Genomic DNA, 19,376 nt, shown 5'->3' with positions numbered 1-19,376 from the left:
GCCCGGACAGGGGTGTCAGATGGGAATCTCGTTTTACTCGCGCGCGCTGCGCGGCATCATGCTGGCCTGCGGTCTCGCCTTGATCGCGCCGCCGGACGCACTGAACGCTGCCTCGCTGCTCTCGCCCGGCCCGGCCGAGCTGATGAAGAAATCGGGCGAACCCTTTGGGCAGCCGACCAGCCTGCTCACCGAGGGCGGGCTGCGGGACAAGTGGCTCGGCCTGCAACGGCATATCACCGACGATCTGGTGCAGCTTGCGATCTGCGAGGGCAACCGTGCCGGCTGCGGATCGCCCGAGGCGCTGCGCTTCCTTGCGATCGTGGATGCCGGACGGGCGCGCAGCGGCCGTGCCCGGCTGGGCGAGATCAACCGCGCCATCAACCTTGCGATCCGCCCGGGCAGCGATCTCGCGCAGTATGGCGAGGTCGACGTCTGGAGTTCGCCGCTTACCACGTTCGGCCGGGGCGCCGGCGACTGCGAGGATTATGCGATCGCCAAATTGATCGCGCTGCGCATGGCCGGCGTCGCGGCGGAGGATCTGCGGATCGTCGTGATGCACGACCTGCTCGGCGGCGAGGATCACGCGGTCGTCGCCGCGCGGCTCGACGGCCACTGGCTGACGCTCGACAACCGCCGCATGGCGATGATCGAGGACACCTCGATCCGGAGCTTCCGGCCGAGCTTCGTGATCGACCAGCACGGCGTCAGCAAATATGTCGATGCGCTGCCCGTCACCGAGGCGGCATTGCGGGTGAATTGACGCGCCGCGCGCCAAGAACATCAAATGCGTAGGGTGGGCAAAGGCGCACTTGCGCCGTGCCCACCATCCGCTCCGTGCTCGCGATGGTGGGCACACTCCGCCTTGCCCACCCTACGATTTCTGCGCTCGCAATGACGGCGTCGCTCAGAACATCAGATTATCCTTCACCAGGACCCAGCGGCCGCCCTTGACCTGCTGCACCTGGGTGATGGTGTTGGCGAGGTGGTCGGTCTTGGAGAACTTGGTCGGCGGCGAGTTGAAGATGTCGAGGAACTTGTCGCCGGACTCCAGCGCATCGAGCATCTTCTGTCCGGTGAGATCCTTGCCCGCCTTCTGGGCGTAGAAGGCGAAGGTCATCACCGCGTTGTAGCCGATGATCGCCTGCGTATTGGCGTCGGTGTTGAACATCTTCTTGTAGTTGGCGAGCCAGTCCTTCACCTTGCCCTTGGCCGTGTCCTCGTAGGGAATCTCGAAGCCCGACGCGGCGTAGAGCCCTTCGACCGCCTCCTTGCCCAGCGCCGGCACCTCGAGCACGTTGGTCGGCGTGGCGCCGAGGAAGGTGACGTCCCAGCCCAGCTTCTTGGCTTCGCCCATCGCGCCGATGGTCTCGCGGATCACGGTGCCGAGCACGACGAGATCGCAGCCGTCGGCCTTCATCTTGGCGACCTGGGCCGAGAAGTCCGAAGCGCCGCGCTTGTAGCTCGTGACCGAGGCCGGCTGCACCTTCATCGCCGTGAGCTGCTGGGTGAAGCCGTCGAGCACGTTCTTCCCGTACTCGTCGTCCTGATGCATGATGCAGGGCTTCTTGAAGCTCTTCCAATCCATCATGTATTTGAGCGCGGCGCGGGTGCTCTCGACATAGGGCAGGAGGTTGTTGAACTTCAGCCGCTCCTGCGGCTTGCTCGGGTCGAACTTGAAGGTGAACTCCGCCGCGGTGAGCGGGAACAGTTGCAGCACGCCGGCGTCGAACAGCACGTCCTGCGCGGCGAGCACGGTCGGCGAGCCCATCGGCCCGATCATCGCGAAGACCTTGTCGCGCTCGACCATCTTCTGCGACGCCAGCACGGCCTTCTTCGGATCGTAGCCGTTGTCTTCGAGGATCATCTTGATCTTGCGGCCGTTGATGCCGCCGCTCGCATTGATCTCCTCCACCGCCATCTTCATGCCGTTGGACACCGGCACGCCCCAGACCTTGATCGGCCCCGAGAGGTCCTGATGGGTGCCGATCACGATCTCGGTCGGCGAGATGCCCTCATTGGTCACCTTGGTCTGGGCCGCGGCCGGCAGGCAGGTCAGCGCCAGGGCGCTCACCGCAAGGCCCAGCGCTTTCAGCGATTTCGACATTGCAGTCTCCTCCTTCAGTGGGCCCTTGTTGAGCGAAGGGTCGGGCCTGCTCAGGCCTTCGCCGTATTCTGTTGCGCGATGATCTTCGATCATCGCGCCTCTCCTTTCTGTTCGAGCATGATCTGTTCGGAAAACCGCTTCACACTTTTCCGGATCATGCTCTAGGCGACCGCGCGTTCGCCATACATGGCGCCGATCTCGGCAGCGTAGCGCTTGTTCACGAAGCTGCGCTTCAGCTTCATTGTCGGCGTCAGCTCCTCGTCCTCGGGCGTGAGCTGGCGCTCGATCAGGTAGAATTTCTTGATGGTCTCGACCCGCGCGAACTTGACGTTGACCGCCTCGATCTCGCGCTGGATCAGATCCTGGACCTCGCGCGCGCGGCACAGGCTGGCGTAGTTGGTGAAGGGGATGTCGTGATCCTGGGCGAACTTCTCGACATTCTCCTGGTCGATCATGATCAGGCAGGTCAGGAACGGCCGCTTGTCGCCGATCACCACCGCATCGGAGACGTAGGGCGAGAATTTGAGCTGGTTCTCGATCTCCGACGGCGTGACGTTCTTGCCGCCCGAGGTGATGATGATGTCCTTCATCCGGTCGGTGATCTTGACGTAGCCTTCGTTGTCGATCGTGCCGACGTCGCCGGTGTGCAGCCAGCCCTTGGCGTCGATCGTCTCGGCGGTCCTTTCCGGCTGGTTGAGATAGCCCATGAACAGGAAGTCGCCCTTGATCAGGATCTCGCCCTTCGGGCAGATCATCACTTCGCCCCAGGGCGCGGCCTTGCCGACCGAGCCGAGCTTCATCCGCTCCGTCGGCATGATGGTGGCGACGCCGCAATTCTCGGTCTGGCCGTAGACCTCGCGCATGTCGATACCGAGCGCGAGATACCAGCGGATCAAATCCGGCGAGATCGGCGCCGCGCCGGTGAAGGCGATGCGGCAGCGGTCGAGCCCGAGCATGCGGCGGATGTTGCGGAACACCAGCCAGTAGGCGGCGCGGTTGGCGAGCCGCAGCGACAGCGGCGGCGTCTGGCCTTCGAGCCGGCACTCGGTCATGCGGTTGCCGATCGCGAGCGCGCGGGCATACATCCAGTTCTGGAACGGGGTCGCGTCCTTCAGCGCGATGGTGATGCCGGAGTAGAACTTCTCCCAGATCCGCGGCACCGCGAGGAACGCGGTCGGCTGCACCTCGCGCAGATTGTCCGGCACCGTCTCCGGGCTCTCGGCAAAATTCATCACCGAGCCGAGCGCGACCGAGATGTAGTAGCCGCCGACCCGCTCGGCGACGTGGCACAGCGGCAGGAACACCAGCCGCTCCTCGCTGTCGGTCGAGGGGAACAGATCGTTGGCGTGGCGCATCTGGTGCGTCACGCTGCGGTTGGAATGCATCGCGCCCTTGGGCGGCCCCGTGGTGCCTGACGTGTAGACCAGGATCGCGAGGTCGGAGGCTGTGCGGCTGCCGATCATCTCGTCCCAAAGCGCCGCGTTGTCCTGCGCATGGTTGCGGCCGAGCGCCATGAATTCGGCGAGCGAGAGCACCATCGGATCGGAGAAGCCGCCGAGGCCCTCCATGTCGAACACGATGATCTTCTCCAGCGTCGGACAGCGCGCGCGACAGGCCAGCACCTTGTCGAGCTGCTCCTCGTCCTCGACGAACATCACGCGCGTGCCGGAGTCGTTGACGAGGTATTCGACCTGCGCCGCCGAGTCGGTCGGATAGATGCCCGACGACACGCCGCCGGCGCACAGGATGCCCATGTCGGCATAGACCCATTCCGGCACCGCGTTGGCGATGATCGAGGCGACGTCGCCCGGGCGGAAGCCGGTCGCATGCAGGCCGTAGGCGATGTCCTTTGAAATCTGCAGCCATTCGCGCCAGCTGGTCGGCTGCCAGATGCCGAACTTCTTCTCGCGGATCGCGGGCTTGTCGCCACGCGTCTCCACCGCGCGCAGAAAACTCCTCGCGATCGTGTCGGCGACCGTCAGCACCGCCGGTCCGGCCATGCGGGTTCCCTCCTCTGTCGCCTGCCCCGCGTGCCGGTTCTGATGCCGGTCTTGTTCGCTCAGCAGGCCTGAAATCTAGCTCCAAGTCCCTCGCGACGCCAAATCTACCTTAGTCGTCCCCGTGCCTTGGTCGTCCCTTTACCTCGGTCGTTCTGGCGCATCCGGCGTAACCTGCCCGGGCTAGCGCCAGGTCTTCTTCTTTTTCCAGCGCCGCTCGCCCCGCGCGCCCTCTTCCTTGGCGCCGAGGTAGAACTCCTGGATATCGGGTGAATTCATCAGCCGCTCGCAGGTGTCGTTCATGACGACGCGGCCGATCTCCAACACATAGCCGTAATGCGCCGTCTCCAGCGCGATCTTGGCATTCTGCTCGACCAACAGGATCGACATCCCCTGCTCCTCGTTGACACGGCGGATGATGGTGAAGATCTCCTTCACCAGGATCGGCGACAGGCCCAGCGACGGCTCGTCGAGCAGCAACAGCGTCGGGCGGTTCATCAGCGCCCGCCCGATCGCGAGCATCTGCTGCTCGCCGCCCGAGAGCTGCCCGGCCGGCTGGCCCAGCCGCTCCTTCAGCCGGGGAAAATAGCCGTAGACGCGCTCCAGGTCCTGCGCCACGCCGTCGCGGTCCTTGCGCGGATAGGCACCCATCATCAGGTTCTCGCGCACCGACAGGAACGGGAACACCTCGCGCCCCTCCGGCACGTGACTGAGGCCGAGCCGAACGATCTTGTCGGCCTCCATGCGCTGGATCGGCTTGCCGAGGAATTCGATCGAGCCCTTCTGCGGATCGAGGATGCCGGAGATCGTCTTCAGCACCGTGGTCTTGCCGGCGCCGTTGGCCCCTAACAGCGTCACGATCTGCCCGCGCGGTACTTCGAGGCTGATGCCCCTGATGGCCATGATCGGCCCGTAATAGCTCTCGATATTGCTGAGCTTGAGGATGATGTCGGGTGCGCTCATGGCATCGTCCTCATGCGCCCAGATACGCCGCGACGACGTCGGGATGGTGCTGCACCTCGGACGGCGAGCCCATCGCCAGTACGCGGCCGTAATTCAGCGCGATGACGCGGTCGGAGACGCGGTTGACCAGCGTCATGTCGTGCTCGACCATCAGCACGGTGATGCCGAGCTCGCTCTTCATGTCGCGGATCCAGAACGACATGTCGTCGGTCTCCTCGACATTGAGCCCCGATGACGGCTCGTCGAGCAGGATCAGCTTCGGCTCCGAACAGAGCGCGCGCGCCAGCTCGATCACCTTGCGCACCCCGTAGGGCAGGCCGGAGATCAGCTTGTCGCGATAAGGTTCGAGATCGAGGAATTCGATTACCTGCTCGACGCGGCGGCGATGCAGCTTCTCGCCGGCGCGCACGCTCGGCATGAACAGCAGCTCCTGCCAGAGCTGGGTGCTGGAATGGCGGTGGCGGCCGACCAGCAGGTTGCTCAGCACGGTCGCATTCTCGAACAGCTCGATGTTCTGGAAGGTGCGGGCAATGCCGAGCCTGGCGATGTCGTAGGGCGGCTGCTGGGTGATGTCCTGGTCCTCGAAGAAGATCTTGCCCGAGGTCGGCGGATAGATCCGCGAGATCAGATTGAAGATCGAGCTCTTGCCTGCGCCGTTGGGCCCGATGATCGAGAGGATCTCGCCCTTCTCGACCGCGAAGCTGACGGCATCGACCGCCTTGAGGCCGCCGAAATGCAGCGAGAGATTCTCGGCGCGGAAATAGCTCATCTGTTCCGCTCCGATTTTACGTAGATCTTCTGCCGCTTGAAGGTCGCGCGCTTGTAGAGCGGGAACAGTTGGAAGAAGAGCTTGATCTTGAGCCAGCGGCCATAGAGTCCGAGCGGTTCAAACAGCACGAACACGACGATGATGATGCCGTAGATCGCGCCCTTCAGTCCGTTGGCGGAGGCGAAGGCGGCGACGGCATCCTGGATATGCGCGGCACGCTCGGTGCCGGCGCCGAACGTCGCGGCGACGCCGGCGATCACGCCGGGCATGTCGTCCTTCAGGTAGGTCAGGAACGGATCGATCATGACGAGGAAGATCGCGCCCAGCACCGCGCCGTGCAGGCTGAACGTGCCGCCGATCAGGATCACGATGATGAACTCGATCGAGAGCTGCAGCGTGAACATCTCGGGCGAGATGAAGGAGAGCTTGTGCGCGAACAACACGCCGGCAAAGCCGGTGATCGCCGCCGAGATCGCGAACGACTTCACCTTGTAGAGCGCGACATTGATGCCCATGCTGCGCGCCGCGGTCTCGCTGTCGCGGATCGCGACGAACGCGCGGCCGGTCGGCGAGCGCAGCAGATTGAGCGTGCCGACGATGGTCAGCACCAGCACCGCGAGGCAGAGATAGTAGAACACCGGACCGTCGCGCGACACGGAGTTGCCGAGCAGCTGGATAGTCTTCACCCGCATGCCCTCATTGCCGTGGGTCACGCTCTCCCAGCGCGCCAGGATCTCCTCGACGATGAAGGCAAAGGAGATCGTCGCGATCACGAGATAGATGCCCTGCAGCCGCAGTGCCGGGAATCCGACCAGCGCGCCGACCACACCGGTGAGCAGCCCCGCCGCGAGGAAATAGACCGGAAACGGCACGTTGTATTGCTGCAGATAGGCCGCCGTGTAGGCGCCGATCGCAAGGAACGCGGCGTGCCCGAGCGAGGCCTGTCCGGTGAAGCCGGTCAGGATCATCAGCCCGACGCCGACGGTCGCGTAGATGCAGACGAAGACCAGCTGGCTCATCAGGTAGCTGGAGAGCAGATAGGGCGCGATCAGCAGCACGGCGAGCAGCAGGCCGTAGGTGTAGATGTAGCCGGAATGCGGAAACAGCCTGATGTCGTCTTCGTAATCGGTCTTGAAGAGAAACCGCATCGATTACTCCTCAGACCTTAATGCGATTCGAGCGAATCGCATCAAGGTCCTCAGCTCCTTGTTTGAGCATGATCTTTTCGGAAAACCGGTTCCCACTTTTCCGGACCATGCTCTAGACCTTCTTCCGCACGTGCAGGCCGAACAGGCCCTCGGGCTTCAGCAGCAGCACCGCCAGCAGCACGATGTAGGGCGCGACGTCCTTCCAGCCCTGCGGCAGGTAGAAGCCGGCCATGCTCTCGATCACGCCGATCAGGACGCCGCCGACCACGGCGCCCGGAATCGAACCGAATCCACCGAGCACCGCGGCGGGAAACGCCTTCAGCCCCAGCACCAGGCCGACATTGGAATGGATGAAGGTGATCGGCGCCAGCAGCACGCCGGCGCAGGTCGCCACCGCCGCCGAGATCGCCCACACGATCGACACCACGCGCTTGACCGGAATGCCCATGTAATAGGCAGCCAGCATGTTCTCGGAACTCGCACGCATCGCGGTGCCGAGCGTGGTGCGGTTGAAAAACAGGTAGAGCAGCGCGCACAGGATGATGGTGGCGGCGATCACCGAGAGCTTGTCATAGGCCAGCACGAGGCTGCCGATCCGCAGCACGCCCTGGCTGAACGGCGTCTCGATCTTGAAATCGTCGGTGCCCCAGATCATGCCGGTGACCGAGCGCAGGAAATAGCCGAGCCCGATCGTCGCCATGATGATGGAGAATTGCGGATAGCCGAGGATCGGCCGCACCACGACCCGCTCGGCCAGCATGCCGAACAGCGCCATGCAGATCACCGCGCCGGCAAAGCCGATCCAGTAATTCAGCCCGAGCAGGCCGATGAAGGTGAATGCAAAGAAGCCGCCGAGCATCATCAAATCGCCTTGCGCGAAATTGACGACCTCGGTTGCCTTGTAGACCAGCACGAAGCCGAGCGCGATCAGGCCGTAAACGCAGCCGAGCGCAATGCCGCTGACGAGCTGCTGAACGAAGTCCAGCATCGTTCCCTCCCCGATGCCCGGCGATTCTTTGCGATCGCCTGGTGCATCCCGCCTTCGCGCCCTTGTGTCGCAAGCGCTGAAAGCCGCCTATGTCCGTGCCGGATTGAGCCAAAAGGCCCGATCCGTGTCAACAAAGCGCTGGCCCATCAACATCATTACATTTGCGGAGAAATGCCGCAGCACGGACTTTTACGGATATCGCCTTCGATTTGCCTGGCGTTATTCACTGCAGCGAAACAGTTTTGTCGCAGGGTGTACAACCGAAGAGCGCAGCACCGGACCGCCACCTGTCATGACATCAGCGCCATCCGCACTCGCCGTGCGAGGGTTAACCAAGTGTTTTGACCGCCCGGCGGTCGATGCGCTCGATCTCACCGTGCGTGTCGGCGAGTTCTACGCGCTGCTCGGCCCGAACGGTGCCGGCAAGACCACGACGCTGCGCATGGTCGCGGGGCTGCTCAAGCCCGACGCCGGGTCGGTCTCGATCCTCGGCATCGATGCGCTGCAGGATCCGGTCGGCGCCAAGCAGATCATGGCCTGGGTGTCGGACGAGCCGATGATCTACGACAAGCTGACGCCGCTGGAATACCTCGAATTCGTCGCCGGCCTGTGGGGCGTCGACCCCAGGCAGTCGGAGACCACGGCGCGCGATCTGCTGGTGTCGCTCGGGCTCGAGCAGCATCTCAACGAACGCTGCGAAGGATTTTCGAAGGGCATGCGCCAAAAGGTGGCGCTCGCCGGCGCGCTGGTGCACGATCCGCGCCTGATCATCCTCGACGAACCGCTGACCGGGCTCGACGCGCTGTCGGCGCGTCACGTCAAAGGGCTGTTGCAGGAGCGCGTGCGCAACGGCTGCACCGTGATCATGACCACCCATATTCTCGAAGTCGCCGAGCGGATGGCCGACCGGATCGGTGTCATCGCGGCCGGCAAACTGATCGCCGAAGGCACGCTCGCCGAGCTGCGCCAGCAGAACGGACGCAACGATACCAGCCTCGAGGACATGTTCATCGCGCTGGTCGACACCGAGGCGGCCGCCGCGTGAGCTCGGCCGCCCATCTCACCTGGTTCGCCCGCCACGAATTCCGCCTCGCCTGGCGTGAATGGCTGGCGATGATGACCGGCGGCCGGCGCCGGCGCAATCGCGCCGTGATCGGCATCCTGATCTTCGCCGCGGCGCTGCATCTGCCGGCCTATGCCGTGGTCGGACGCTTCGCCGATATGCAATTCCCGCTCGATCCCTCGTCGCTGATCGTGCTGAGCGCGACGATCTTCCTGTCATGGGCACTGTTGCTGTCGCAGGCCATCGAATCGGTGACGCGGGTGTTCTATGCACGCGCCGACCTCGACCTGATCATGTCGTCGCCGGTGCAGCTGACCAGCATCTTCTCGGTCCGCATCGCCGCCATCGCGCTGACCGTGACCGGCATGGGATTGCTGTTCTCGGCGCCGTTCATCGACGTTCTGGCCTATCTCGGCGGCCCGCGCTGGCTCGCCGGCTTCGGCCTCGTCGTCGCGCTCGGCCTGTCGGCGGCGGCCGTCGCGATTACGGTCACGGTCTGGCTGTTCCGTTTGATCGGACCGAGCCGGACGCGGCTGGTGGCGCAGATCGTCTCCGCCATCATCGGCGCCGGCTTCGTCATCGCGCTGCAGATCGTGGCCGTGCTGTCCTACGGGACGCTGTCGCGCTTTGCCGTCCTGACCTCCGACACCGCGGCGCGGATTGCGCCCGATCCCGACAGTCTGGTCTGGTGGCTGGCGCGCGCCGTGCTCGGCAATCTCAATCTCATGCTGCTGCTGGTCGCCGCCGCGCTGGTGCTGCTCGGCGTCGTCATGGCGGTGTTCGCGCCGCGCTTTGCCGACACGGTGGTCAGCGTCGCGGCCAATCCGGCGGTGGCGGCGCGCGGGCGTGCCCGCGCATTCCGTGCCGGCTCGCGGCCGCAGGCGCTGCGCTGGAAGGAATTTCTGCTGCTGCGCCGCGATCCGTGGCTGCTGTCGCAGAGCCTGATGCAGATGCTGTATTTGGTGCCGCCGGCGCTGATGCTGTGGCGCAGCTTCTCCGATTCATCGACCGCGATCGTGCTGATCACGCCCGTCATGGTGATGGCCGCTGGCCAGCTCGCCGGCGGGCTCGCCTGGCTGACGATCTCGGGCGAGGACGCCGCCGATCTGGTAGCGACCGCACCGCTGCCGCCGTCGCGGGTGATCCGCGCCAAGATCGAGGTGGTGCTGATCGCAATCGCCGTGATCTTCGCGCCGATGATCATTGCATTGGCATTCGCCTCGCCGCTGCAGGCCGTCGTCACCGCGGTCGCGGTGATGGTCGTGACCGCGTCCGCCGCCGCGATCCAGCTCTGGTTCCGCGCGCAGGCGAGGCGCAGCCAGTTCCGCCGGCGCCAGACCTCCTCGCGCATCGCGACCTTCGCGGAGGCGTTCTGCTCGATCGGCTGGGCGGCGACCGCCGCGCTGGCCCTGATCATCCCGATCGCGGCCGCGGTCAGCGGCATTCTGACGCTGATGCTGCTCGCCGCCGCTTGGAAGATCAGCCCGCGGCGCGATTGACGGCTAGCGCGGAAAATATTCACTATCCCATTGAACCGGATACGGATTTCGGACGACTTGGATAGCAGGGACAAATCCGGCGCTGTCACGAATCGTTCGGGTGCGATCGTTATCTTGCTGGACTTCTGACCAGACACCATTTTTTGCCTGAGGGCGAAACACAGGAGAGGAAGCGGATGAGCGAGACCATCAATGTCCCGGCGGTGATGGTGGATGCGTCCGCAGTCGCGCGAATCAGATCCGAGATCGACATCGCCGACCGGTCGCGCATCGTCACCTTCGGCGATCGCGCGCAGCGTTCGGTGGTCGAGTTCGCCGACCGCATCCTGGCCCAGACCCAGAACCGCGAGCTCGGCCCGACCGGCAAGCTGCTGTCCGACATCCTCGCCAAGGCACGCAGCCTCGACCCCGCCTCGCTCAAGGACGGCAACTTCCTCACCCGCCTGTTCTCCTCGATGGAAGCGCGGCTGCGGCGCTTCACCGAGCAGTTCGGCGACGTCGCCTCGCAGATCGACCGCGTCTGCGTCGAGCTCGATCGCAACAAGGAGACGCTGCGCCGCGACATCGCGGTGCTCGACGAGCTGCATGAGCAGACCAAGGAGTCGCTGGTCGATCTCGATTCGCACATCGCGGCCGGCAAGGCCTTCGTGGAGGATTTCCGCCGCGGCAAGCTGGTCGAGCTGGAGCAGGCCGCGAAGGGAGCCGCGGGCGGCAGCGACGCGCTGCTGGCCGCGCAGACCTTCCAGGATGCGGCGCAGGCGCTCGACCGGCTCGAAAAGCGCATCTTCTATTTGCAGCAGGCGCGGCAGATCGGCATCCAGCAGCTGCCGCAGATCCGCATCGTGCAGTCCGGCGACGAGACGCTGATCGAGAACTTGCAGGCCACCACCGAGCTGACCATTCCGGTCTGGAAGCAGAAGATGATCCTGCTGCTCGGCCTCTCGAGGCAGAAATCGGCGCTCGACCTGCAGAAGACGGTCACCGACGCGACCAACGAGATGATGCGGCAGGCGTCCGAGATGATGAAGACGCAGGCGATCGAGATCGAGAAGCAGTCGCAGCGCGGCATCGTCGATATCGAGACGCTGGAGAAGACCAACCGCGATCTGCTCGACACCATCACGGGCGTCTTCAATGTGCAGGAGCAGGGCCGCAAGAAGCGCGCCGAGATCGAGCAGCGCATGGCGCAGCTGACTGACGAGCTGAAATCGGCATTGTCCAAGTCACCCACATGAACCTCGCCATCCCAAGGCGCGCCGCGGTGAAGCTCGCGGCCGGCCTGTTGCTCGCGCTGGGCGTTGGCGCCGTGCTTGGCGCATGCTCGGCGCCGGGGCCGCAATTCACCATCCTGTCCGGCTCCGAGAACGAGGTGCTGGCGCCGATGGTGCAGGAGTTCTGCGAGCAGCGCCGCGCCACCTGCACGGTGCGCTACCAGGGCTCGCTCGACATCGCGCTGGCGCTCAAGCCGGGCAACGATCCCGATGCCGACGCGGTGTGGCCCGCGGCGTCGATCTGGATCGACATGTTCGACACCGCACGGCGTGTCAAGTCGGTGAAGTCGGTCGCCCAGATGCCGGTCATCCTCGGCGTCAGGAAGTCGAAGGCGCAGGCGCTGGGCTGGGTCGGCGCCAAGGTGACAACGAAGGACATCCTCGCCGCCGTCGAAGGCGGCAAGCTGAAATTCCTGATGACGTCGGCAACGCAATCGAACTCCGGCGCCGCCGCCTATCTTGCAATGCTCGCGGCCGGGATCGGCAAGCCCGACCTGATCGAGGCCGGCGATCTCGACAAGACCGAGGTGCTCGCCACCGTGCGCGGGCTGCTGCGCGGCGTCGAGCGCTCGTCCGGCTCCAGCGGCTGGCTCGCCGATCTCTATCGCGAAGGCGCGCGGACCGGCGCAAAGTATGACGCGATGTGGAACTACGAGGCCGTGATCAAGGAGACCAACGACCACCTGATCGCCGACCGCCAGGAACCGCTTTACGCGGTCTATCCCGAGGACGGCGTGTCGGTCGGCGATTCCCCGCTCGGCTTCGTCGATCGCGGGCGCGGCAAGGAGGTCGAGGCCTTCTTCAACGACCTGCAGGCCTTCCTGCTCAAGAACGAGACCCAGGCCCGGATCGCCGCCACCGGTCGCCGCGTCGAACTGGGGCGCGCCGCGCCGCTGAAGGGCGATCCCGCCACCAATCTCGATCCCGGCCGTTCGCTGATCGTGGTGCGGCCGCCGGAACCCGCCGTGATCCAGAAGGCGCTCGCGCTGTACCAGGAGGCGCTGCGGCGGCCGTCGCTGACCGCGCTGTGCCTCGACGTGTCGGGCAGCATGCAGGGCCATGGCGAAACGCAGCTGCTCGACGCGATGCGGTTCCTGTTCACGCCGGCGCGCACCCGCGAGGTGCTGGTGCAATGGTCGAAGGAGGACCAGATCATCGTGCTGCCGTTCAGCGATCACGTGCTGTGGAGCGCGTCCGCCGGCGGCGACGATGCGGCCCAGGCCGGGCTGCTCGACAAGGCGCTGCAGCTGCGCGCCAATGGCGGCACCGATTTCTACACCTGTGCGGCGCGGGCGCTCGACGCCATGAAGCCGTTTCTCGACCGTGGACAACATCTGCCCGCCATTGTCATTATGACTGACGGCAAGAGCCAGGGTGTGATGACGACGTTCGAGCTGCCGTGGCGGGAAGACGGGCACCGCGTGCCGGTGTTCGGCGTCACCTTCGGTGACGGCGCCGATCGCAGCCAGCTCGACAAGCTGGCGGCGCTCACCGGCGGCCGGGTGTTCGACGGCACCAAGAGCCTGACCCAGGCGTTTCGTGCCGTGCGGGGATACAACTGAATGCCATCGATGCCATCGGCATGGTCAGGAATGAACTGGATCGCCGGCGGCGCCGGCGCGGCCGTGCTGTTGCCGCTGCTCGCGATCGGCGTCGGCATGCCGTTCTGGGCCGCCGGGCTGATCAGCGTCGTGGCCGGCGGCGGGGTGGTGGCGCTGCTCGCGCCGCGCAAGATGTTCGAGGGCCTCGATGCCAGCGGCGCGGCGCGCGGCAAGATCGAGTTCGCGCGCGAGCTTTTGACCGATGCCGAACCGCTGGCGATCCGGCTCGAGGTCGCGGTCAGCACGATCCGCACCAAGAAGGTCGCCGAGCGGGTCCGCCATCTGGCGAAGACCTCGCGCGAGATCTTCGCCGGCGTCGAAGAAGAGCCGCTGCGGATCGATCGGGTGCGCCGCTTCCTGACCTATTATCTGCCGCGCGCCGCCGATCTCGCCGAGGCCTATGCCGTGCTCGAGAAGAGCGGCGGCCGCGACCCGGCGCGGCTCGCAACGACCAGCGACCTGATCGACCGCCTCGACACCGCCTTCACCCATTACGCCGCGAACCTGCAGGAAGCCGACCTCGACAATCTCGACGTCGAGCTCAAGCTGCTGAAGAGTTCGCTGGACGAGGATCTCGGGCCGTCGGCACTGCCGGCGCCGTCCGATCCGGACAAGAGGAGAGCCTGATGGCCATTTCCCGTCGGGCTTTCGGTCTCGGCCTGCTCGCCGCCAGCGCCGCCGGCACCGGCGGCTATGTCTATCTGCGCCAGCATCCGGAGATCGCCGGCCGGTTCGGCGAGCCGAAGCGGCTGTTCGGCTTCGCCGGCGGCGAAAAGGAAGGCTTCCTCGCCAATGCGAATGTCCGCAGCGTGCTGGAGCGCCGATTCGGCCTGATCCTCGACGCGCGGCGCGCCGGCTCGGTGGAAATGGTGCGCGAGCGCACGCTGCTCGACCAGAAGCCGCAATTCCTGTGGCCGTCCTCCTCCGTGCTGGTCGACGTCGCGCGCTCGTCCGGCGTCAAGATTTCGCGCGACCAGGTGATCTTCAACTCGCCGATCGTGCTGTATTCCTGGGACCGCATCGCCGACGGCCTGGTCAAGGGCGGCTTCGCCGAGCCGGCCGGCGGCCCGCGCTACACGGTGGACTTGCTGAAAGTATTGAAGGCGATCATCGCCGGCGAGACCTGGGAGGCGATGGGCGTCGCCGGCCTGTTCGGCCGCGCCCGCGTGGTCTCGACCGATCCGAACAAGTCGAATTCCGGCTTCATGTTCGCGGGGCTGACCGCGAGCCTGCTCAGCGGCGACGTGATTGCGCTGGATTCGCTCGGCAAGATCGACGGCGACGTCGCGACCGTGTTCCGCCGCATGGGCTACAAGCCGCCGTCGTCAGGAAAACTTTTCGACGACTACATCGCCGGCGGCGCCGGCGCCCAGCCGCTGATCGTCGGCTACGAGAACCAGCTGATCGAGTGGGTGCTGCAGGACGCCGAGCGCTGGAAGCGGGTCGAGGCCAACGCGCCGTCGAAGCCGGTGATCCTGTATCCGAAACCGACCGCCTTCTCGGCCCACCCGCTGATCAGCATCGATCGCGCCGCCGACGAATTGATTGATGCGCTGGTGAGCGAAAGCCTGCTCGAGCTCGCCTGGGAGGAACATGGCTTCCGCGGGCCGCTCGGCACCATCGGCAAGGCGCGCAATGCGCTGCTGCAATCGCGCCTGATCGAACGCATCGACGCGGTGCTGCCGATCCCCGACGCGCCCGTGATGCTGGCGCTGCTCGACCGGCTCTCGACCGCGTAAGCTGCGGACGCCGGATCAATCGGCGCTGGGAAGCGCAAGTCCCGCAAGCAGCGCGACGAGATCCACCTGACGATTGAGCCCGGTCTTGGCAAAGACGGCCTTGAGCTGGTTGCGCACGGTCGCGCGCGTGACCCCCGCGTCCCTGCCGATGACGTCCAGCGTCAACCCGGCGACCACCCCGCGCGCGACACGGGCTTCAGCCGGCGTCAGATCGAACAGGCCGGCGATCAATTCCGCGTTCGGCACCACGGTACGATCGACCGGCGTGATCACCACCAGAGCCGACGCCTGCGAGAAGAAATCCTGCGCCGTGCGACGCACCGGCAGCAGGTGAACGATCATCGGCATCCTGTCATGCCGGGCCGGAATCGGAATCGAGCAGACGCTCCGGCCCGCGGCAACGACCGGAGCACGCGCCAGCATCTCCAGTCCATTCGCGAACAGACGATCGATCGCCGGATCGGTGAAGACCAGTCGCTCGAGCCTGTCACTGCAGGTCTCCGGCACCAGTGCCTCGAACAGCGCATTGGCCGCGTATAACCGGCCTGATCCGCGCAGAACCGCCGCCGGCAATCCCACCTCGGTGAGCGCGTGAGCCATCGCGCGCGCTCGCTCCAGTCCGCGGCGTGCGGCAAGCAACGCGGAACGCGCGAGGTGCGGCCGGAGCCGATCGAAGAACTCGATCACGCTGCGGTCGACCGGACCGATGGCGTGGCGCCGCTCGAACGAGAAGATGATGGTATCGCCGCTCGGCACGTCGAACATGGTTCCGACCGCCCAGCCGAGGCCGCGCCTGCGGTAGAATTCGTAGACCGGATCGCTGGCGAGTTCTTCCGGCGTAAAGTGATCATGATCACTCGCGAAGCCGAGCAGCGCGCTCTCCCGCATGCGCTGCGGGCGCGGGTTCTTCTCAGCCCAGCCGTCGCGGAGAAATTCCACCATCGTGTCGTGAATGTCGGGCGAGGCTTCCCAGCGCATCCGGTCCAGATTGGTGGTGAACAGCACGCCGCCGGCGCCGTCGATGAGACCCGACAGCCGGCCCAACACGGCCGGCCACAGCTCGGGCACGACCGCAGCCTCGTAGATCGAATCGGTTAGAAGCTGAAATTCTTCACTTGAAATCATATGGCCGCAATCATAGCGGCCGAAGCGGTCGTGCGGCAAGAGCACGCCGCGAGCGGGCCATGCGGCAGCTTGCTGCGATCGCTTACCCCTTGATGAGTTCCATCACCGCCGCGGCAAATGCCTCCGGCTCCTCTTGCGGTAAATTGTGGCCGGCGCGCGGGATCACGCGATGCTCCCGCCCGCCGGTGAACTTCGCCGCGCTGGCACTGCCGTCGGTAACCGGAGCGACGCCGTCGCCGGCACCATCGAGCGTGACGGTCGGCACGGTGATAGCGGGCAAGGCTGCGAGCCGCTGCTGCAGGTCGGCATAGCGCGGGTCGCCTTCGGCGAGGCCGTAGCGGTGGCGGTAGCTGTGAACCACGACGTCGACATAGTCGGGGTTGTCGAACGCGACCGCGGTGCGCTCGAAACAGGCTTCATCGAACGCCCAGTTCGGCGACCATTGCGACCACAGCAGCTTCGCGATGCTGCGGCGGTTGGCCGCGAGCCCTGCGCGGCCGCGCTCGATCTGGAAGTAATATTGATACCAGTACGCCGCCTCGCGCTCCGCCCGCATCGGCAGCATCGCATTGGCGATGTCCTGGATCAGGTAGCTGTTGACGCTGACGAGCCCGACGCAGCGCTCCGGCCACAGCGCCGCGCCGACGCAGGCGGCGCGGCCGCCCCAATCATAGCCGGCGAACACCGCGCGCTTGATATGAAGCGCATCCATCAGCGCCATCATGTCCGCGCCGACCGCCGCCTGCTCGCCCGAGCGCGGCGTCGCCGCATCACGAAACACCGTCGGCCCGTAGCCGCGCAGATAGGGCACGATGACACGGCAGCCCTGCGCCGCCAGCATCGGCGCGACGTCGACATAGGAGTGAATGTCATAGGGAAAGCCGTGCATCAGCATCGCGGCCGGACCGTCGGCAGGGCCGGCCTCGTAATAGCCGATGTTGAGCACGCCGGCATCGACGTGGCGCAGCGGCTCCAGCCGCTTGGTCGATGGCGCGCGCGGCGCGGAAGCATTGTCGGTCACGGCGAACTCCCTGATCGCGCATTGTTGGCGGCATCGTAGCCGGTTCGACCGGCAATCGCGTGCAGTCCACGCCATGGCAGCGATGCGCTCGCGTCATCATGACGACACGCCCATTCGGCGCTAGTCTGGCGGATGCGCGGATGTCCCCGAAGGCGGAACATGTCATGCTGAGATTGCTCGCCTTGCTCGTCCTGCTGGGAACGTTCACCAGCCACGTCACCGGCCCGGCCTGGGCGCAGGATGCCCAGCGCAGCGAGTGCCTGGCGATGGCGGGCGCGCCGCCGCGCGCGGTCCCGGTCAGCTACCGGCGCGTCGCGGCAAAGGCCGACGAGGTCGCGATCACCTATGCCGGCCACTCGACCTATTACATCGACACGCCCGGCGGCATCCGCATCGCGACCGACTACAACGGCGTCTACCGCACCGGCCGGCTGCCCGACATTGCCACGATGAACCGCGCGCACGAGACCCACTACACGCTGTTTCCGGATCCGAAGATTCCCCATGTGCTGCACGGCTGGGGCGAGAAGGGGCAACCCGCGCACTACGCGGAGCGAATCGGCGACGTCTATGTGCGCAACGTCACCACCGACATCCGCCGATATTGGGGCGAGGATTCCGGCGGCGCGATGATCAAGGACGGCAATTCGATCTTCATCTTCGAGGTCGCCGGGCTCTGCATCGGCCATCTCGGCCATCTCCATCACAAGCTCGACGACAGCCATTTCGCCGCGATCGGCCGGCTCGACATCGTGATGGTGCCGATCGACGGCACCTATACGATGTCGCTCGACGGCGTCTCCGAGATCACCAAGCGGCTGCGCGCCGCGGTGGTGCTGCCGATGCACCGCTTCGCGACCCCGCTCGACGAGTTCATGCGCCTGATCGGCCAGCAGTTCGAGATCGACCGCCGTGGCGGCGAGCGCACCTTGCGGATCTCGCGCGACACGCTGCCGGCCACACCGACGGTGATCATCCTCGACGGCGTCTGACGTACCCCTTCCACAACAAGCAAAACCAAACGGGAGTGAAATTCATGGCAAGCACCTTACCCAGCTCCGCGAGCGGGCTCTATGCCAACCCGCGCGAGGACTGGCTCGCGCAATACACCGAGGAGGTGATCGACGCCGGCAGGCCGATCGTCGATCCGCATCACCATCTCTGGGACCGCGGCGGGCTGCGCTATCTGATCGAGGACATGCGCGACGACATCGCCTCCGGCCACAACATCGTCGCCACCGTCTATGTCGACTGCCGCTCGATGTACCGCACCGACGGCCCGGAGGCGTTCAAGCCGGTCGGCGAGGTCGAGTTCGCCAACGGCGTCGCCGCGATGTCGGCCAGCGGCGGCTACGGCAAGGCCAAGATCTGCGCCGGCATCGTCAGCCACGTTAACCTTCTGATCGGCGATCAGGCCAAGGCCGTGCTGGAGGCGGAGATCGCCGCCGGCAACGGCCGGTTCCGCGGCATCCGCCATTCCTCGGCCTGGGATGAAGACCCCAATGTCGCCCAGATGTACGCCAACCGGCCGAAGGGCATCCTGCTCGATCCGACCTTCCGCAAGGGCTTTGCCTGCCTCGCGCCGCTCGGCCTCAGCTTCGACGCATGGCTGTTCCACCCGCAGATCGGCGAACTCACCGACCTCGCCCGCGCCTTTCCGGACACGCGGATCGTGCTCGACCATTGCGGCGGCCCGGTCGGCACCGGCCGCTTTGCCGGCAAACGCGCCGAGGTGTTTCCGGTCTGGAAGGCATCGATCCAGGAGATCGCCAAGTGCCCGAACGTCGTCGTCAAGCTCGGCGGGCTCGCGATGTGCCTGCTCGGCTACGACTTCCACCTGCGGCCGAAGCCGCCGTCGTCTGAGGAACTCGCCGCCGCCTGGCGGCCCTATGTCGAGACCTGCATTGAAGCCTTCGGCCCGAGCCGTTGCATGTTCGAGAGCAACTTCCCACCTGATAAAGGCCAGTGCAGCTATCAGGTGATCTTCAACGCCTTCAAACGGCTTGCTTCCCAATATAGCGAAGTCGAGAAGACGGCCCTGTTCTTGCAGACGGCGAAGGATGTTTATCGGCTCGATATCGGGTAAAC

General features: G+C 65.6%; 17 protein-coding genes. 9 read left to right on the top strand and 8 right to left on the bottom strand.

The features are described from left to right. The first annotated feature begins 19 nt into the window (after positions 1-19). Complete coding sequence (locus JQ633_RS25245) at positions 20-760, top strand: transglutaminase-like cysteine peptidase (RefSeq protein ID WP_211987794.1); 741 nt, start codon at positions 20-22, stop codon at positions 758-760. 144 nt (positions 761-904) lie between these two features. Here the strand turns inward: JQ633_RS25245 and JQ633_RS25240 are convergent, their stop codons facing one another. From JQ633_RS25240 to JQ633_RS25215, 6 genes are all read right to left on the bottom strand, one after another. After that, a complete protein-coding gene (locus JQ633_RS25240; RefSeq protein WP_211987948.1) occupies positions 905-2,104 on the bottom strand; it encodes an ABC transporter substrate-binding protein in 1,200 nt (399 codons plus the stop codon). A 161-nt stretch (positions 2,105-2,265) separates the two neighbouring features. After that, positions 2,266-4,104 (bottom strand): AMP-dependent synthetase/ligase, encoded by a 1,839-nt coding sequence (locus tag JQ633_RS25235; protein ID WP_211987793.1) that lies wholly within the window; start codon positions 4,102-4,104, stop codon positions 2,266-2,268. Positions 4,105-4,284: 180 nt separating this feature from the next. Next, on the bottom strand, positions 4,285-5,064 hold the full coding sequence (locus JQ633_RS25230; RefSeq protein ID WP_211987792.1) for an ABC transporter ATP-binding protein: 780 nt from the start codon (positions 5,062-5,064) through the stop codon (positions 4,285-4,287). A 10-nt stretch (positions 5,065-5,074) separates the two neighbouring features. Next, positions 5,075-5,833, bottom strand: a complete 759-nt coding sequence (locus tag JQ633_RS25225) for an ABC transporter ATP-binding protein (RefSeq protein WP_211987791.1) — start codon at positions 5,831-5,833, stop codon at positions 5,075-5,077. After that, positions 5,830-6,981 carry a branched-chain amino acid ABC transporter permease gene (locus JQ633_RS25220; RefSeq protein ID WP_211987790.1) on the bottom strand — a complete coding sequence of 384 codons (1,152 nt, stop codon included), beginning with the start codon at positions 6,979-6,981 and terminating at the stop codon, positions 5,830-5,832. The genes JQ633_RS25225 and JQ633_RS25220 overlap by 4 nt, the downstream gene beginning before the upstream one ends. A 112-nt stretch (positions 6,982-7,093) precedes the next feature. Next, on the bottom strand, positions 7,094-7,969 hold the full coding sequence (locus JQ633_RS25215; RefSeq protein ID WP_211987789.1) for a branched-chain amino acid ABC transporter permease: 876 nt from the start codon (positions 7,967-7,969) through the stop codon (positions 7,094-7,096). A gap of 292 nt (positions 7,970-8,261) precedes the next feature. Between JQ633_RS25215 and JQ633_RS25210 the strand changes: the two genes are divergently transcribed. The 6 genes from JQ633_RS25210 (at position 8,262) to JQ633_RS25185 (ending at position 15,142) form a co-directional block, all read left to right on the top strand. Beyond that, the gene (locus JQ633_RS25210; protein ID WP_211987788.1) at positions 8,262-9,014 is read left to right on the top strand and encodes an ABC transporter ATP-binding protein; all 753 of its coding nucleotides are present in this window, start codon (positions 8,262-8,264) and stop codon (positions 9,012-9,014) included. Beyond that, entirely contained in the window at positions 9,011-10,531 is a 1,521-nt protein-coding gene (locus tag JQ633_RS25205) for a permease (protein ID WP_211987787.1), read from the top strand. Before JQ633_RS25210 ends, JQ633_RS25205 begins: the two co-directional genes overlap by 4 nt. A gap of 176 nt (positions 10,532-10,707) precedes the next feature. Continuing rightward, entirely contained in the window at positions 10,708-11,766 is a 1,059-nt protein-coding gene (locus JQ633_RS25200; RefSeq protein WP_211987786.1) for a toxic anion resistance protein, read from the top strand. Continuing rightward, positions 11,763-13,364: a substrate-binding domain-containing protein gene (locus JQ633_RS25195; protein ID WP_211987785.1), complete on the top strand. Its 1,602-nt coding sequence runs from the start codon at positions 11,763-11,765 to the stop codon at positions 13,362-13,364. The genes JQ633_RS25200 and JQ633_RS25195 overlap by 4 nt, the downstream gene beginning before the upstream one ends. Next, complete coding sequence (locus JQ633_RS25190; RefSeq protein WP_249159626.1) at positions 13,365-14,030, top strand: 5-bromo-4-chloroindolyl phosphate hydrolysis family protein; 666 nt, start codon at positions 13,365-13,367, stop codon at positions 14,028-14,030. Next, positions 14,030-15,142 carry a hypothetical protein gene (locus JQ633_RS25185; protein WP_211987784.1) on the top strand — a complete coding sequence of 371 codons (1,113 nt, stop codon included), beginning with the start codon at positions 14,030-14,032 and terminating at the stop codon, positions 15,140-15,142. The genes JQ633_RS25190 and JQ633_RS25185 overlap by 1 nt, the downstream gene beginning before the upstream one ends. A gap of 15 nt (positions 15,143-15,157) precedes the next feature. On the opposite strand, the gene JQ633_RS25180 is transcribed toward JQ633_RS25185, so the two are convergent. Next, a complete protein-coding gene (locus tag JQ633_RS25180; protein WP_211987783.1) occupies positions 15,158-16,267 on the bottom strand; it encodes a helix-turn-helix transcriptional regulator in 1,110 nt (369 codons plus the stop codon). Positions 16,268-16,349: 82 nt separating this feature from the next. Next, on the bottom strand, positions 16,350-17,234 hold the full coding sequence (locus tag JQ633_RS25175; protein WP_249159652.1) for an alpha/beta fold hydrolase: 885 nt from the start codon (positions 17,232-17,234) through the stop codon (positions 16,350-16,352). Between the two features lie 218 nt (positions 17,235-17,452). Between JQ633_RS25175 and JQ633_RS25170 the strand changes: the two genes are divergently transcribed. Both JQ633_RS25170 and JQ633_RS25165 read left to right on the top strand, forming a co-directional pair. Next, the gene (locus JQ633_RS25170) at positions 17,453-18,280 is read left to right on the top strand and encodes an MBL fold metallo-hydrolase (RefSeq protein ID WP_211987781.1); all 828 of its coding nucleotides are present in this window, start codon (positions 17,453-17,455) and stop codon (positions 18,278-18,280) included. A 44-nt stretch (positions 18,281-18,324) separates the two neighbouring features. Further along, the gene (locus JQ633_RS25165; RefSeq protein ID WP_211987780.1) at positions 18,325-19,374 is read left to right on the top strand and encodes an amidohydrolase family protein; all 1,050 of its coding nucleotides are present in this window, start codon (positions 18,325-18,327) and stop codon (positions 19,372-19,374) included. Positions 19,375-19,376: the final 2 nt, after the last annotated feature.

Origin of the sequence: Bradyrhizobium tropiciagri (assembly GCF_018130505.1) — a bacterium.
GTDB classification, from domain to species: domain Bacteria; phylum Pseudomonadota; class Alphaproteobacteria; order Rhizobiales; family Xanthobacteraceae; genus Bradyrhizobium; species Bradyrhizobium tropiciagri_B.
Note: the sequence above shows the minus strand (reverse complement) of the source record. Positions and strands in the feature narration are given on the sequence as shown.